At 65.0% G+C, this 14,968-nt stretch carries 13 protein-coding genes and 1 pseudogene; 7 read left to right on the plus strand and 7 right to left on the minus strand.

All coding sequences use genetic code 11. The features are described 5' to 3' along the window. Positions 1-43 precede the first annotated feature (43 nt). The 5 genes and pseudogenes from LN996_RS16600 to acs form a co-directional block, all read right to left on the minus strand. The gene (locus LN996_RS16600; protein ID WP_231341516.1) at positions 44-784 is read right to left on the minus strand and encodes a hypothetical protein; all 741 of its coding nucleotides are present in this window, start codon (positions 782-784) and stop codon (positions 44-46) included. Positions 785-1,001: 217 nt separating this feature from the next. After that, a pseudogene (locus LN996_RS23815) lies at positions 1,002-1,493 on the minus strand (FtsX-like permease family protein); the annotation flags it as partial. Further along, on the minus strand, positions 1,486-2,232 hold the full coding sequence (locus LN996_RS16610; RefSeq protein WP_231341518.1) for an ABC transporter ATP-binding protein: 747 nt from the start codon (positions 2,230-2,232) through the stop codon (positions 1,486-1,488). The gene LN996_RS16610 and the pseudogene LN996_RS23815, both read right to left, overlap by 8 nt. Before the next feature lie 106 nt (positions 2,233-2,338). Continuing rightward, entirely contained in the window at positions 2,339-3,127 is a 789-nt protein-coding gene (locus tag LN996_RS16615; RefSeq protein ID WP_231341519.1) for a DeoR/GlpR family DNA-binding transcription regulator, read from the minus strand. A 167-nt stretch (positions 3,128-3,294) separates the two neighbouring features. Next, the gene (gene acs, locus LN996_RS16620; RefSeq protein WP_231341549.1) at positions 3,295-5,340 is read right to left on the minus strand and encodes an acetate--CoA ligase; all 2,046 of its coding nucleotides are present in this window, start codon (positions 5,338-5,340) and stop codon (positions 3,295-3,297) included. Positions 5,341-5,809: 469 nt separating this feature from the next. Here acs and LN996_RS16625 point away from each other — a divergent pair, with 469 nt between their 5' ends. The 3 genes from LN996_RS16625 to LN996_RS16635 are packed head-to-tail and all read left to right on the plus strand — an operon-like array spanning position 5,810 to position 8,798. Beyond that, a complete protein-coding gene (locus LN996_RS16625; RefSeq protein ID WP_231341520.1) occupies positions 5,810-7,315 on the plus strand; it encodes a hypothetical protein in 1,506 nt (501 codons plus the stop codon). Between the two features lie 11 nt (positions 7,316-7,326). Continuing rightward, the gene (nth, locus tag LN996_RS16630) at positions 7,327-8,121 is read left to right on the plus strand and encodes an endonuclease III (protein WP_231341521.1); all 795 of its coding nucleotides are present in this window, start codon (positions 7,327-7,329) and stop codon (positions 8,119-8,121) included. Beyond that, positions 8,118-8,798 carry a CoA pyrophosphatase gene (locus tag LN996_RS16635; RefSeq protein WP_231341522.1) on the plus strand — a complete coding sequence of 227 codons (681 nt, stop codon included), beginning with the start codon at positions 8,118-8,120 and terminating at the stop codon, positions 8,796-8,798. The genes nth and LN996_RS16635 overlap by 4 nt, the downstream gene beginning before the upstream one ends. A 42-nt stretch (positions 8,799-8,840) precedes the next feature. Here LN996_RS16635 and LN996_RS16640 read toward each other — a convergent pair whose 3' ends face one another. Both LN996_RS16640 and LN996_RS16645 read right to left on the minus strand, forming a co-directional pair. Next, positions 8,841-9,041 carry a DUF1508 domain-containing protein gene (locus LN996_RS16640; RefSeq protein ID WP_231341523.1) on the minus strand — a complete coding sequence of 67 codons (201 nt, stop codon included), beginning with the start codon at positions 9,039-9,041 and terminating at the stop codon, positions 8,841-8,843. A gap of 187 nt (positions 9,042-9,228) precedes the next feature. Beyond that, positions 9,229-10,920: a bifunctional 3'-5' exonuclease/DNA polymerase gene (locus tag LN996_RS16645; protein ID WP_231341550.1), complete on the minus strand. Its 1,692-nt coding sequence runs from the start codon at positions 10,918-10,920 to the stop codon at positions 9,229-9,231. Between the two features lie 138 nt (positions 10,921-11,058). Here LN996_RS16645 and ssd point away from each other — a divergent pair, with 138 nt between their 5' ends. Genes ssd through LN996_RS16665 form a run of 4 tightly spaced genes read left to right on the plus strand, consistent with a single transcriptional unit; the run spans position 11,059 to position 14,877 of the window. Further along, the gene (ssd, locus tag LN996_RS16650) at positions 11,059-12,177 is read left to right on the plus strand and encodes a septum site-determining protein Ssd (protein WP_231341524.1); all 1,119 of its coding nucleotides are present in this window, start codon (positions 11,059-11,061) and stop codon (positions 12,175-12,177) included. Beyond that, positions 12,174-13,460, plus strand: coding sequence for a TadA family conjugal transfer-associated ATPase (locus LN996_RS16655; RefSeq protein WP_231341525.1), 1,287 nt, complete (start codon positions 12,174-12,176; stop codon positions 13,458-13,460). Before ssd ends, LN996_RS16655 begins: the two co-directional genes overlap by 4 nt. Next, on the plus strand, positions 13,460-14,254 hold the full coding sequence (locus tag LN996_RS16660) for a type II secretion system F family protein (protein WP_231341526.1): 795 nt from the start codon (positions 13,460-13,462) through the stop codon (positions 14,252-14,254). The genes LN996_RS16655 and LN996_RS16660 overlap by 1 nt, the downstream gene beginning before the upstream one ends. Then, on the plus strand, positions 14,254-14,877 hold the full coding sequence (locus LN996_RS16665; protein ID WP_231341527.1) for a type II secretion system F family protein: 624 nt from the start codon (positions 14,254-14,256) through the stop codon (positions 14,875-14,877). Before LN996_RS16660 ends, LN996_RS16665 begins: the two co-directional genes overlap by 1 nt. Positions 14,878-14,968: the final 91 nt, after the last annotated feature.

The raw sequence follows: 14,968 nt of genomic DNA on the forward strand, positions 1-14,968 counted from the left end.
GGCGGGAGGGGGCCAACGGTGATAGAGGGTCGGGCGGGAGCGGCTAGGAGTCCATGCTCGCGTAGCGCTCCGGCCGGGCCAGGACCTGGCCGATCTGCGTGGTGCCTGCAGCTACGGCCAACCGGACCAGCAGGAACCCGGCCGCGAACACTCCGCCGATGGTCAGGAACACCACGGGCTGGGTCAACAACACGGTGCCCGTCAGCGGCAGGACCAGCACCGCAGCAGCGGCCGCCGAGATGCCGGCCACCAGGAAGAGCGGCGACATGACAGCCTTGACCCGTGCCGCCACCATGAGCTTGCGCGGCATCCCCACTCGATCCAGGGCCACCAGGGTCGACGCCCGGTCCAGCACCGCAGCGGCCTGGTTCACGCCCGCTGAGCACGCCACCATCAGGAACGAGCCCAGCAGCGTGATCATCACACCGGTGTTGATGTCGCGGACCAGCAAAGCCGTTTCATCCGTGGCGCCGGGACCTATGGTGTCAGCCACAGCCATGCCGACGCCCACGAACACCCCCACAAAGCTGGTCATCGCGACGCCCCCAACTTGCCGCCACGATTCCTTGGGGCTCTCCAGCACGGTCCGTGCGGCCAGCAGTTGCTCGGGTCGCTTGGCCCGCTTGAGCTGTGAGGAGGCGCGCAGTCGCAGGATCCAAGGACCCATAAGGTTCAATGCCAACAGCGCCAGTCCAAAGCAGCCGCCCATGACAGCGATGATCACAATGAACGCGCCAAAGCTGCTGAGCATCCCCATCGCCACCACGCCGATGACCACCACCACGGCCGCGATGAGTCCGCGAACCCAGTGCGCGCCGTCGGCCGTTTGCCGGGGGGGGGGGGGGGGGGGGGGGGGGCCCGCGCCCCCAGCCGCCCCACAAGCCCGCCACACCCCCCCCCCCCACCCCCCCCCCCCCCCCCCCCCCCCCCCCCCCCCCGACCTTCCGGAGTCCAAGCGCCGCACTCGCCGCAGCCAGGACGCAGACGGCGAGGATGCAGCCCAGGATGGAAGGGACGGACAGCCATGCATGGCTTCCGATTGCCTGGCCGCGGAACTGGATCAACCCCAGGAACGGAGCCATGCAGGCATACAGCCCCGCGCCCGCCAGCGCCCCCACAGCAGCCAGGACAGTGGACTCAATAACAGTCATCCACACCACCGTCCCGCTATTGGCACCCAGCAGGCGCAACGATGCCAGGCGGTCATCACGACGGCGGGCGGCGAGCCGGGCGGCTGAGGCACCGAGCGTCAGGAGCGGAATGATGAGCAGGACCATGGCGACGACGGCCAGCGCTTGGTAAGTGCCCGCGATGTCATCCGACCAAGACCAGAAGACTTGTGAGCCCCCGGCCACTGTGAGCAGAAGTGCTGTGACCGTACCGAAGGCCAGTACGGGCAACCCGGCGTCACGGAGGCCCGTTTCCCTGAGGCTGCTGCCGCTGCTCCGCGCGAGGTACGGGGTGAGGCGCAGGGCCATGGAGAGGCTAGACATTGAAGGCACCCTTGAAGTTGGTGGCGGGCGCGGCCTGGGCGGGAGCGGCAACCGCGCTGCCACTGTCCGCCACGATCCTGCCGTCGCGCAATTCCACCACGCGTTGGCAGCGGGCCGCCACGTTGGGATCATGCGTCACCACCAGCAACGTGCGGCCGTTGGCTGCCACTGAACGAAGCAAAACGTCCAGGACTTCGTTGGACGTCGCAGAATCCAGAGCGCCGGTGGGTTCGTCCGCGAAGACCACCCGAGCACCTGTGACCTGGGCGCGGGCAATGGCCACGCGCTGGACCTGCCCACCGGACAGCTCACCCAACCGGCGCTGCTCCATGCCCGCAAGGCCCAAAGCCCCAAGCCACTCGGCCGCCCGGGACTCTGACGTAGCCCGGTCGGTTCCGTTCAACATGAGCGCCAGGGCCACGTTCTCCACGGCGGTCAGTTCCGGCAGGAGCATGCCCTGTTGGAAGACGAAACCAAACTCCTCACGGCGGAGGCGCGACAACGCGGCGTCACCCAAGGTGTCCAGCCTCAAAGGTGCCGATGGCGTGTTCAAGGTGATCGATCCGGCGTCGGGCCTCAAAATCCCGGCAAGGCAGTGCAGAAGTGTCGTCTTACCCGAACCGGAAGGTCCGATGATCGCAATGGACTCGCCGGCGTTTGCTGTGAAGTCGACGCGGTCCAAGGCAATGCTGCCGGGATAGTGCTTGGTGAGTTGCTGGGCGTGGAGGATGGCGTTCATATATCCAGCATCCACAAGAACTGCATTCCGCGGCGTCAGTCCCGCGGTTGAACTCTGCGGACCTGCCTCCACCCGCGGTATGAGACCCAACTGCTACCTACTTGGGCTAAGCCTCCGCAATCCGCAGCTTGGCCACATTCTCGGCCAGCACACGTCGGGCGTCATCGCCCAGCAGCGAATCCGTGATCAGCTCGTCGGCCTCTTCCAACTGGGCGATCGAGGCGATGCCCACCACGCCCCACTTGCTGTGATCGGCCAGGACAACGGTGCTCCGGGCGGACGACATGAAGGCACGGTCCGTTTCCGCTTCGAGCAGGTTCGGCGTGGTGAAGCCGGCCTGCGCATCCATACCGTGGACTCCCAGGAACAGGACATCCAAGTGGAGCTGCTTCAGGGAAGCCGTCGCAATCGGACCCACCAAGGCATCCGACGGAGTGCGCTCGCCGCCGATCAGGATCACAGTGGAGCCGAAACGGCCGGGGCCCGATGATGCGCCGTGGTGGAACAGATCCGCGATCCGCACGGAGTTGGTGACCACGGTGATACGCGGCCCGTGAACCAGTTCCTGAGCCAGGGCCCATGTGGTGGTGCCGGCGCTGAGGCCGATGGCCATGCCTTCCTGGACCAAGGTGGCGGCTTCGACGGCAATCGCGTGCTTCTCTGCAGTGAGTTGTGTGGACTTCAACTCGAAGCCTGGTTCATGGGTGCTCGCATCACCGGGAAGCTTCGCACCGCCGTGGATACGTTCCACACGGCCCGTTTCCTCGAGGGCTTCGATGTCCCGCCGGACGGTCATGGGGGAGACGCCCAGCAGTTGGGCGAGGTCGGAGACGCGCACCACGCGTTCGCGCTGGACGGCATCGATGATGGCGGAGTGGCGTGCTGCCTGAAGCATCAGGGCCTTTCTGGAGAGCCTCGTAGGCGTGAGGCTGAGTCTGGCTCCAGTCTAGGACGCAGTTTCGCAACCCGGCGGCAAATCCAGTCGCGGCGTCGTCACGCAACCGGCCGAACGCACGACGGCGCCGCTCACCGTGTGAGGCGAGCGGCGCCGTCGAGAATTGCCTACTTACGCAGCGACTCCGCGATCTGGGTCATGATGCCGGGGTCGGCCAGGGTGGTGGCGTCTCCGGTGTCGCGGCCTTCTGCGATGTCCTTCAGGAGGCGGCGGACGATCTTGCCGGAGCGCGTCTTGGGCAGTTCCGGGACGATCAGGAGCTGCTTGGGTTTGGCGATCGGGCCGATTTCCTTGCCCACGTGGTTGCGCAGCTCCAGGACGGTTTCGTCGCCGTTGTTCACGGCGTCACCGCGGAGGATGACGAACGCGACGACGGCCTGTCCGGTGGTCTCGTCAGCGGCGCCAACGACGGCTGCTTCAGCGACGGAAGGGTGGCTGACGAGGGCGGATTCGATTTCCGTGGTGGAGAGGCGGTGGCCGGAGACGTTCATGACGTCGTCCACGCGGCCCAGGAGCCAGACGTCGCCGTCTTCGTCCTTCTTGGCGCCATCGCCGGCGAAGTACATGGCCTCGAACCGGGACCAGTAGGTGTCCTTGAAGCGTTCCGGGTCGCCCCAGATGCCTCGGAGCATGGAGGGCCACGGCTCGCGGACCACCAGGTAGCCGCCTTCACCGTTGGCCACGGACTGGCCGGCCTCGTCCACCACGTCCACGGCGATGCCGGGCAGCGGAACCTGGGCCGAGCCGGGCTTGGTGGCCGTGACGCCAGGCAGCGGCGCGATCATCTGTGCGCCGGTTTCTGTCTGCCACCAGGTGTCCACGATCGGGGCGGGGTGTTCCTTCTTTTCGCCGTTCTTACCGGCGTTGGCGCCGATGACGTCCCGGTACCACATCCACGCTTCGGGGTTGATGGATTCGCCCACGGAGCCCAGGACGCGGATGGAGGAGAGATCGTACTTGTCCGGGATGTCCCGGCCCCACTTCATGAACGTCCGGATGGCGGTAGGGGCGGTGTACAGGATGGAGACCTTGTACTTCTCCACGATTTCCCACCAGCGGCCCTGGTGCGGGGAGTCCGGAGTGCCTTCGTACATGACCTGGGTGGCGCCGTTGATGAGCGGCGCGTAGGTGACGTACGAGTGGCCCGTGACCCAGCCGACGTCGGCGGTGCACCAGTACACGTCCGTTTCGGGGTGGAGGTCGAACACGGCCTTGTGGGTGTAGGCGCCCTGGGTGAGGTAGCCGCCGGTGGTGTGCAGGATGCCCTTGGGCTTTCCGGTGGTGCCTGAGGTGTAGAGGATGAACAGCGGGTGCTCGGAGTCGTGCCCGACGGCGGTGTGCTCCGTATCTGCCTTATCTACGGTTTCAGACCACCAGAGGTCGCGGCCTTCCACCCAGTTGACGTCCTCGCCGTTGCGCTTGACCACAACAACGTTCTGGACCGTATGACCTTCCTTGGAGAGGGCTTCGTCCACGGCCGGCTTCAGGGCGCTGGGCTTGCCGCGGCGGTAGGTGCCATCGGCGGTGACCACGAGCTTGGCTTCGGCGTCCTCGATCCGGGAACGCAACGCGTCGGCGGAGAAGCCACCGAACACCACGGAGTGCACTGCCCCGATCCTGGCGCAGGCCAAGAGCGTGATGACGGCTTCGGGGATCATGGGCAGGTATACGGCCACGCGGTCGCCCTTGGCAACACCGAGGGACTCGAACGCGTTGGCGGCTTTCTTGACCTCCTCGGTCAGCTCCGCATACGTGTAGCTGCGGGTGTCGCCCGGTTCGCCTTCGAAGTAGATGGCCACGCGGTCGCCCAGACCGTTCTCCACGTGACGGTCCAGCGCGTTGTACGCAGCGTTGATTTCGCCGCCGACGAACCACTTGGCGAACGGCGGGTTGGACCAATCCAGGGCCTCGGTGAAGTCCTTGTCCCAGGTCAGCAGTTCACGGGCCTGCTTGGCCCAGAACGCAGGGCGATCAGCTTCAGCCTCTTTGTAGGCGTCCGCGCTTGTGACTGCGTTCGCGGCGAATTCGGCCGACGGCGCGAACCTGCGGTTCTCGTGGAGGAGGTTTTCAAGCGCCTCAACGTGGGGGGCCTGACCGTTGTGAGCTGTTGAAGCTGCAGCGGTGGCCGTGGATCCGGTGGTGTCCTGGGACATGGTGAACCTCATCATTCATCGATCTTTGCTGCGCGGAACCTGCCGCGAGGTTCCCGCCCGGGCCGTCGTCGGCGTCGAGCGTCTCCCCGAAAGGTCCGCAGAGTGCTGTCCGCCATCAACACTATCGCTTTGAAAGGTCCTACGTGTGCGTCATCACAAACGTGCCAGCGAGCGGCGCGGATTTAGCGACGAATGGCGCCACCGGCGGTGGGGAACCGCTTACATGACGACGACGGCGGCACCTGCCCGCCGCTGTCGACGCCACCAAGCCGGGGCACTTTCCGTAAGGAACCTTGGAGTTTGCTGTGGGCGAAGCTGGATGGCCGTTTTCAGCTAGAACCCTGTCAGTGGGGTGGCATAGGCTGAAGAAGTCCTGGGACGCATCGTCAGGTGTGTCCGGTTTTCCGCGGAATCCTGCGGGATCACCGGACCGGACTGCCCAGGACACCGCCGTACGAAGGAGAAATAGATGAACCAGCTGAGCCCAGGCCCGCACGACTCACAACCGACGGGACCGGACACCACGGCTGGAACGGCCACCGCAACAGGTACGTCCGGAGGACCCCTTAAGAACGACGCTGCCACGAAGGACGTAGCCAAGTACGACGCCGTCCTGGGGCCGTTCACCATTCGGGACCTGACTGTCTTCGGCTCCACGCTGCTGATGTTCGTTGCGTCCCTGTTGCCGATGTTCGGAGCACGCTACAACCTATGGAACCTTGGAAACCTGTTCTTCCTGTTGCTCGGCATCATCCTTCCGTTGGTCGTCGTGGCACTGTTCGTTGCCCGCAGATTGCAGCCGGGAACCATCGTCCGCGTCGGCTCATTGTCCGTTGACCAGTTCGCGTCCGTCACGGCCTCTTTCGCCTTCCCGCTCTTTTTCCTGACCATCGCCAACTCGTTCAACGGCGGCGTTTTGTTGGGTTTGGTCGGTTCCGTAGGTTTGCTGGCTGCAACCGTCCTGGCCCCGCATCTTCCGTGGCTCTCCGCTGATTTCAAGGGCCGTGCCGAAGTCCCGGCCCATGTTGTTGCCCGCGAAGCCATAGTGCCGAGCCGTAAGCCCGCATCGCCTAAAGCGCCCAAGGAGCCCAAGGCTGCCAAGCCGGCTGAGGGCACTTCCACTGGCGCTTCGACTCCCGGCTTCCAAGGTGCGACATCCGGGTATCCCGCTCCGGGCCCCTCAGTCGCCGGGGCACAGGCTCCGGGTACGGAGTCGTCGGGTACGCAGGCTTCGGGGCTCCAGGCTCCCGCTGCATCGGCTGCTGCAGCCTCCACGGGAGCGCCCGGCGCGGATGCTGCCGGTGCCGGTGCTGCCGGTACCGCCGCAGGTTCCAGCCCCTTCGCTCCGCCGGCGAGCTATTCCGCTGCACCGTCGCCGGCGACGGAAGCCCCCGCCGTCGTGCATTCAGCGGACGGCCGTGCAGCGGACGGCCGTGCAGCGGACGCCCCTTCAGCGGATGGCAGGCCAGCAGAAGTGACTGACCCTTCAACGGCTGGTCCTGTAGCTGCCCAGGCACCGTCCGGTGCTGGCACTCCTCCTTCCGCGCCGTCACGGGAGCAGGAGATCGTGAAGGGTGCTGAGGCAAAGACCGAATCAGGAAAGTCCCCGGCCGTCGCTGAGCCCGCTACTACGCAGCACGTCACGCAGCAGGCTGCCACCCAGCAGCCGTGGGCTGCCACCATGGCAACCCCCATTGTCTCGGGGGACACCAGGAAGGTCAGCGACTCCATCGGTGCCACCGTGGACCCTGCCAGCCGGCCGGACGACTCCCATTCCCCGCAGTATGAGGCGTTCTGGTTCGCTGTGGCCCAACTACGGACTGCCTACGACGAACACTCGGGAACTCCTGCCTTCACCATTGAGCCCGGTGGTTGGGTGCTTGCATTGGAGGACCGAGGTCATGAATTCCTGGTGCAGGACACCGACGGCAAGGTTGGGGTTCTTCGGGAGCTCAGCAACATCGAACGCGGCTAAGCAGGGATCCCGTGGCCATCGCTGAAGCTGGTTCGCTGCTCGCACTCAAACGCCGTGCCCGCAAGATCAACAGGGTCCTGGCGGAAAAGTATCCCTACGCCCATGCGGAACTTGATTTCCGGAACCCGTTTGAGCTGGTGGTGGCCACGGTCCTCTCAGCCCAGACCACCGACGTCCTGGTCAACCAGGTCACCAAGATCCTGTTTGCCCGGTACCCGGATGCGCGGGCCTTGGCCGAAGCGGATCCCATTGAGCTGGAGACAATTCTTCAGCCAACGGGCTTCTTCCGTGCCAAGGCCCGGAACGTCCTGGCGCTCAGCAACCGTCTGGTGGATGAGTACGACGGCGAGGTCCCGGGACGGCTGGAAGACCTGGTGACGCTTCCAGGGGTTGGGCGCAAGACCGCAAACGTGGTTTTGGGGAATGCCTTCGGTGTTCCCGGGATCACGGTGGACACGCACTTCGGACGGTTGGCCCGCCGTTTCGGGTGGACGGCCTCCGATGATCCAGTGAAGATCGAGTTCGACGTCGCCGAACTGTTTGAACCCAAGGACTGGACCATGTTGTCGCACCGGGTGGTGTTCCACGGCCGACGGGTGTGCCATGCCAGGAAGCCAGCGTGCGGTGCCTGCCCTGTTGCCAGTCTCTGCCCCAGCTATGGCGACGGCGAAACTGACCCGGTCAAGGCGGCCAAGCTGCTGAAGTACGAGCTCGCTCCGGGCAGTGAGGCGTTGTTGGAGAAGCTCCTGGCCGAGACCCACCGTGCCGCGGAGATCCGGATGGAATCGCAAAGGAGGCCCGGGTGACCGCGCTTGAAGAGTTATCGGCGCTGGTCACCCGTTTCGAGGCGGGCGAGCAACAGCACTCGGCGCTGTGGGAAAGGCTTCCAGTCACCCAGGAAACCAACCGGCCTGCTGCCGTGCTGATGCTTTTCGGCGTGCTGGATGATGTCCCCGCCGCGTCGGGGCGCCCTCTTGCCCCGGCGGACCTGGACGTCTTGTTGCTGGAGCGCGCACATACCCTTGACGACCACCCCGGGCAGGTGGCCTTCCCGGGCGGCAGCGTGGATCCGGAAGACGACTCAGTGGTGGCTGCGGCGCTGCGTGAAGCCGTGGAGGAAACGGGTCTGGACGCAAGCGGTGTGCGCGTGCTCGGCGTCATACCCGAGCTTGGACTCATCCGCAGCAACTTCCGCGTGACACCAGTGCTGGGGTGGTGGGATGCGCCGTCGCCCGTTGGAGTGGTGGACTACGCCGAATCAGCACAGGTATTCAGGGTTCCGGTGCGTGACCTCCTGGATCCCGTCAACCGTGTAACGGCCACCATTTCGCGTTTCGGGCGTACCTACACCAGCCCCGGCTTCACAGTTAATGGCGTCCTGGTCTGGGGCTTTACCGGGATGGTCCTCAGTGGGCTCTTCGACGAACTGGGCTGGACCGTTCCGTGGGAAACGGACAAGCTGCGCGACGTCGACCTCCAGTAGCCGTCGACTCCAGCGCCGCTCCGGTACCACCGGCGGTTCTTCTCAGGCAGCCTTGCGAGCCGCCGTCGAACGGTCCACGATCAGCCCGGTTGCGGCGTTCTCCCGCACTGCATTGATGCCGGCAATGACGCCTGAGAGGTGCGTGAACGTGGGTGATTCGGCCACGACGGTTCCGTCGGCCGCTGTCAGCCGGAACCGGTACTTTTCGTCGGTGTCTCTGAGAATTTCAAACCTGCCAGCCATTGCTGTTCCCCCTTGATGCTTCCTTGCATGCACATGTGGACCGGCACATCCATCCACATAGCGAAAGTATCCAGAACCGGGGGAGAACAAAAGTTACTTGGCGGTACCGGTCATGAGGCAGGTCATTCCGCCTCATATGGCGAGATGTGACTGGATAGTCCACGGGGTTCCGGTTAGTGTGCAGCGGCTACTTTGCCTTGTCATAGGAATCGACCACGGCGACACTGACCGGGAACTCCACGGGAATCCGTCCGAACATGAGTTCCTTCGCCGCTGTAGCCGCTTCCTCGATGGCCTGGATGCAGGCGTCCACGGCGTCGTCGGGGGCGTGAACCATCACTTCGTCGTGCAGGAAGAAGACGAGTTCACCGGAAGGTGAGCCTTCGGCCCGCATGGTCCGCAACCGCCGTCGTAGTTCTGCCAGCCAGCACGCCGCCCACTCAGCGGCTGAGCCCTGGACAACGAAGTTGCGGGTGAAACGGCCCCGTGACCTGGCCAGGTTGTCGGCACGACGCTGTTCCTCCGCTGAGGTGGATTGCTGGCTCCGCAACCAGCCGGCCGACGGGGGTGGGCTGCTTCGGCCGAGCCGGGTAGTCACCGTCTTGCCCGCTTCGCCCTGCCGGGCGGCTTGCTCCACGAATCCGACGGCGCGTGGATACGTGCGGGTGAGTTGGGGCATGAGCCTGCCCGATTCGCCTGTGGTGGCGCCGTAAATAGCTCCGAGCAGTGCTATTTTCGCCTTCGCCCGGTCGCCGCCGAAACCTTGTGCGGCGATGCCTGCATATAGGTCCTTATCGCGGGCGGCTTCGGCCATCTTGGTGTCCTGGGCCAGTGCAACCAGTACGCGGGGTTCCAGTTGAGAGGCATCGGCGACGATGAGCTTGTGGCCGGGATTGGCATGGACCGCACCCCGGATGTTGCGCGGGATCTGGAGTGCCCCACCACCTCGCGAGGCCCAGCGTCCGGACACCACGCCGCCAACGACGTACTCCGGGTGGAACCTGCCGTCACGCACCCACGCGTCCAGCCACGCCCAACCATTGGCTGTGTGAAGGCGGGACAGCTTCTTGTAGGCGAGCAGCGGCTGGATGGCAGGATGGTTGGACTCCTGGAGCTCCCATTGGCGGGTGCTTTTCACCTCGATGCCGTTCCTGTGCAGGGCACGCATGAGGTCCTGCGGTGAGTCCGGGTTCAGGCCCGGGGAATTGAGGATGCTCCTGAGCTCGGTGCAGAGCGCTTCAAGGGCGGGAGGTCTGTGTCCCAAAGGCGGCCGGGGGCCCAGAACGTCGGCGAGTATCTGCTGATGAAGCTCTTCGCGCCATGGGACACCGGCGTGTTGCATCTCGACGGCGATGATGGCGCAGGCTGATTCGGCGGCGAGCAGTAGTTGGAGGCGTTGCTTTCGCTGCCCATCCGTGGGGACCTGGGCAATTGCATGCTGCTGCGCTCCGAATTCCTCCTTGAGTTCGGGGAGCCCTGCTTTGGCGATTGACGGCGAAGGGTCCTCGAACAGGGCGCCTTGGTCCGCGGGAGGCGGTGGTGGTTGGAGGACGCGTGGCGGTGTTGAGTCGTCGTCCTGGGTGAGCTTGACCGCATGCCGGGCATAGTCCGTGTGAGCGGTGAATTCAGAGTGCGCCAGGATTGCCGCGCACAGCGAGAGGTCATGGCACCGCTCCAGCTCGATGCCGTGAGTTAACAGTTCCGGGTACCAGTCCATGGCGCGGTGCCAGACCCAGCGGGGCCGCTGGGCTTCGTATTCACGCACGACGGCGGGCAGCTCACCCCGTGCGACGATGCGTGCGTCCGCTGTCGCTTTTCCTGTGGGGGAGATCCTCTGTATGGCTGCCCCTTCCGGGTGGGCGGCGAGCAGCAAGTACATGGTCTCCATTCTGCCCTGTGTGGGCGGGGCAGCTGTGCCGGTGTCACTGCACCTCCACAGGCACCAAGTTTGCCAGCTTGTGCACATAGGGGGCCGGGTCACTTACCGTGGTTCGCCGGGTCCACCAATGTGGGTCCCATGAGTAAGAGAGATCGTCGGCACAGGCACACCAGCAACCACTCCGGAGAAGCGGAAACAGACGGATCCTGGGTTCCACGCGATGCTGCCGGGATACTGCTCGTCTCCGCAGACCCCTACCTTCAGGAAGAAGCCAAGCGGATAGTTGCAGCCGCTGGCGGAAGCCTCTCAATGGCTGCGGATGTCACTGAAGCTGTTCACGGTTGGGACAGCGCCGACGTTGTCTTGGTGGGCAGCGACGTGCGCGAGTTGCCCCCGCGACGACGAGGGCCAACGGTCCTGCTGGGCAGGGCCGCCGAAGGAGACGGACTATGGAGGCTGGCCGCTGCCCTTGGAGCTGAACGGGTGGCAGTCCTTCCTGAGGCCGCGGCCTGGTTGGCTGAACACCTCAGCATGTCCGGCTCTCCGGACCCTGGAGGCGTGGTCATCGGAATTATCGGTGGCTGTGGTGGGGCCGGCGCCACCACCACGGCAATCTGGCTCGCCCAAGCAGCGGCTGACCACGGTGTCAGCACCATGCTCATCGACGGTGATCCATGGGGCGGTGGCCTGGAGCTGGCCGTCACGGCTGAGGACATTCCCGGCCTCCGTTGGCCTGATTTCTCAGAAACCCGGGGCAGCATCGACCCCGCCAAGTTCAGGGATTCCCTGCCCGTGGCGGGCGGTTTTGCCTATCTGTCGTGGCCTGGAGCGCGGGATCCGGTCCAAGGGCCCGATGCCGGTGCCGTGGCCGCTGTCCTGGACGCTGCACGCAGGAGCTTTGAACTCATCCTGGTGGACATCGGGCGAAACGGCGAGGGCCTGAAGACCCTGGCCTGGGATTGCGACAGGATCCTGCTACTGGCCAAGGCCCACCTCACATCGGCCGTAGCAGCAGGGCGCATCGTCAACGAGCTCCCGCCCGTGGACGCAGGGCTCCTGGTCCGGGGGAGCACCACCTCGTCAGTGGACGCTGGCCTGATTGCCGAGTCACTGGGACTGCCATTGTTGGGCGTTGTCCCTGAGATAAGGGGGGTGGCAACCGCCACGGAATTGGGACGCTTACTTGAACTCGGGCGTCGTAAGCCAGTAAACCGCTTTGCCATGTCCGTGCTGGAACTGAACGGGGCCATCCAGTGAACACTTTCGCTGAGGGCACGCGACGCAGGCAGGGCCGAAAACTCGACTCCCTTCTCCTTGAGACTGTGCGGGAGTCTGTGCTGGCGGGCAACGGACCCGTCACGCCGTCCACCGTCGCAGCAGCAGTACAGGCAAGTGGCAGGTTACTGGGCACCGCAGGAGCTTTGGAGGCAGCCGAATCGATCAACGCAGAGCTGAACGGTCTGGGACCGCTGCAGCAACTTGCCCGGGATCCCGCCGTGACGGACGTCTTCGTCAACGGTCCGGAATCCGTATGGCTGGACCGCGGGCAGGGTTTGGAACGATCTTCGGTTCACTTCGAGACCGAACAACAGGTCAGGTCTTTGGCTGCCAGGCTGGTTGCCGCAGGAGGCCGTCGACTGGATGATGGTTCTCCCTGCGTGGACGTCCGCCTCAAGGGCGGCTATCGGGTTCATGCAGTCCTGGCACCCATATCCATCACGGGGACGCTACTGTCGATCCGCATCCGCCGCGAGAATGTGTTCACCCTGACCGAGCTAAGGGAGCTCGGCATGTTTTCCGAGACCGTAGAGTACGTCCTGCGGGCCATCATGGGGCAAAAGCTAAGTTTTCTGATCAGCGGGGCCACTGGCTCCGGCAAGACAACCCTGCTGTCCACGATGCTTGGCCTGAGCCATCCGAACGAGCGGTTGGTCCTGATAGAGGACGCTGCCGAGCTCAACCCCGTCCACCCCCATGTGGTGACGCTGGAATCCCGGCATGGAAACCTTGAGGGCGGAGGTGCACTGGACCTTGGTGAGTTGGTCCGCCAGGCCCTTCGCATGCGACCGGACCGGTTGATCGTAGGAGAGTGCCGCGGCGCTGAAGTCCGTGAATTGCTGACAGCACTCAACACGGGGCACACCGGCGGCGGCGGGACCATCCACGCCAATACGGCAGAGGCTGTGCCCGCAAGGTTGGTAGCTCTCGGTGCGCTCGCGGGCTTGAATGCAGAAGCTGTCCGGTTGCAGGTTTCCAGTGCCTTGGACGTCGTCATCCATGTCGACCGAACCCCAACGGGACGGAAAGTTGCTTCCATCGGGGTGCTGGCCGACACCCTCGAAGGCCAGAAGGTGGTGCCGGCCCTGAGCTGGCATCCGTCAGGAATGACCCAGGGGCCGGCCTGGCCCGAACTCGCCGCGCGGCTCTCCCCTGAGGTGCCTGCCCACGGCTGGCCCCAGCAGAACGGAACGCCCGGCATCGACTTGCAGGACCCCGGCACACCGCGCAGGTGTTCACCGATATTCGGGGAGGACGCGTAATGGGTGCTTTTGTCCTCGTTGCAATGCTCGCGGCCTGGCTGCAGCTCAGGGGCCACCGCGCCGATGGCCGGCGTGTTCGGAGGAGCCTGGGTGAGCCTGCGCGCGGGAACGACGGCTATCTCTCCCTTGCCGGATTGTGGTCTGGACGCCTGTGGCGGCGCAAGCGGCGAGAGGCCGTCTCGCTTGTGGTGCTGGTACAACAGCTCGCGGCGCTGCTTCGGGGCGGGCGGGGAACTTCCAGCCTGTGGGAGGAGCTATGGGCGGTGCACGCTCCGAGGCTGACCCACCACGGCAGCACGGCACCGGAAACGGAGCAGGTGACCGCTGGACTCACCCCGGAATCCTTGCTGGTCGTGGCCGCAGCGCGGGCAGCGTCCACTGTGGGAAACCCGCCGGCAGATGCGATTCGCCAGGCGGTCGCAAGGATGTATCCCCGGCGGGGAAGTTCTGAGCGACGTGTGTGGATGGAACTGGCAGCGTGCCTTGAAGTGTCAGAAACAAGCGGCTGTCCACTCGCCGATCTTCTCACCCGGTTTGCTGCCCAGCTTGAAGCCGAAGAGGACGCCGAAGCTGCACGACAGACGGCGCTCGCCGGACCAAAAGCGACCGTCCGGCTGTTGTCGTGGCTCCCGGTGTTCGGGCTGGTGTTGGGGATGGCATTGGGCGTGGATCCCTTGGGAATCTTGCTGGACAACTTTTTGGGAGTGGCTACCTTCGCTGCCGGGCTCCTCCTGACAGTGGTTGGCCGCGTCTGGTCCTCACGGCTGGTGGCGTCTGCAGCCGGAGGCATGTGATGCCCGGCGCTCCGGTCTTACTGATGATTTTGATGGTGTCCCTGGCAGCATTCGTTTGTTTTGCAGCGCCGATCCGAGTGCGGGCGGTGAGGGCAAAGTTGTTGGCCGGAGCCGACGGGGCAACGGCTCCGGCGGATTCGTCCGGCCCGGAAAGCCGCAGCGCCCTGGCCGACGTCACCGCACCGATCGATGGTCTTCGCGACACCGCGATGATGTTGGAGCTGGTGGCGTCCATGCTCGACGCCGGTGCCGGCATCGGGCGGGCACTGGAGCTCATTGCCAGGTGTGCCTCGCCGCCCATCAGCCAATCCTTGAGGCCCGTGGTGGCTGCGCTGGCAATGGGCGCCGCTTGGGACACTGCTTGGCGGAGCCCAAGCAAGCACGCGCCAGAGGTGGTCCGATTGAAGGAGGCCTTGGCTTTTGCAGCGCTGACCGGGGCGCCGTCGGCCTCCATTCTCTACGCACAGGCTGCCCGGGATCGTCGGGAACAGTTCCGGGCCGCGGAGAAGAGGGCCGCTGCCTTGGGCGTAAAGCTTGTTGTACCCCTGGGACTGTGCTCCTTGCCGGCCTTCATCTGCCTGGGCATCGTTCCCGTACTGATCGCGATGCTTCCCTCCGGTTGAGCCATGGATATGGCCCCACTGCCCCTCCACATCCAGCGGTTCGTCAGGGTTATCCACTTGAAGGAATCCCCTTCTTACGGGCAACACCCAG

Source organism: Arthrobacter sp. AK01 (assembly GCF_021109375.1).
Classification (GTDB): Bacteria; Actinomycetota; Actinomycetes; order Actinomycetales; family Micrococcaceae; genus Arthrobacter.

Excerpts from the sequence above, each read along its gene's own strand:
- acs (WP_231341549.1), bottom strand. The coding sequence starts at position 5,340 with ATGTCCCAGGACACCACCGGATCCACGGCCACCGCTGCAGCTTCAACA.
- LN996_RS16615 (WP_231341519.1), bottom strand. The coding sequence starts at position 3,127 with ATGCTTCAGGCAGCACGCCACTCCGCCATCATCGATGCCGTCCAGCGC.
- LN996_RS16660 (WP_231341526.1), top strand. The coding sequence starts at position 13,460 with ATGGGTGCTTTTGTCCTCGTTGCAATGCTCGCGGCCTGGCTGCAGCTC.
- ssd (WP_231341524.1), top strand. The coding sequence starts at position 11,059 with ATGAGTAAGAGAGATCGTCGGCACAGGCACACCAGCAACCACTCCGGA.
- LN996_RS16610 (WP_231341518.1), bottom strand. The coding sequence starts at position 2,232 with ATGAACGCCATCCTCCACGCCCAGCAACTCACCAAGCACTATCCCGGC.
- LN996_RS16645 (WP_231341550.1), bottom strand. The coding sequence starts at position 10,920 with ATGTACTTGCTGCTCGCCGCCCACCCGGAAGGGGCAGCCATACAGAGG.
- LN996_RS16640 (WP_231341523.1), bottom strand. The coding sequence starts at position 9,041 with ATGGCTGGCAGGTTTGAAATTCTCAGAGACACCGACGAAAAGTACCGG.
- LN996_RS16665 (WP_231341527.1), top strand. The coding sequence starts at position 14,254 with ATGCCCGGCGCTCCGGTCTTACTGATGATTTTGATGGTGTCCCTGGCA.
- LN996_RS16625 (WP_231341520.1), top strand. The coding sequence starts at position 5,810 with ATGAACCAGCTGAGCCCAGGCCCGCACGACTCACAACCGACGGGACCG.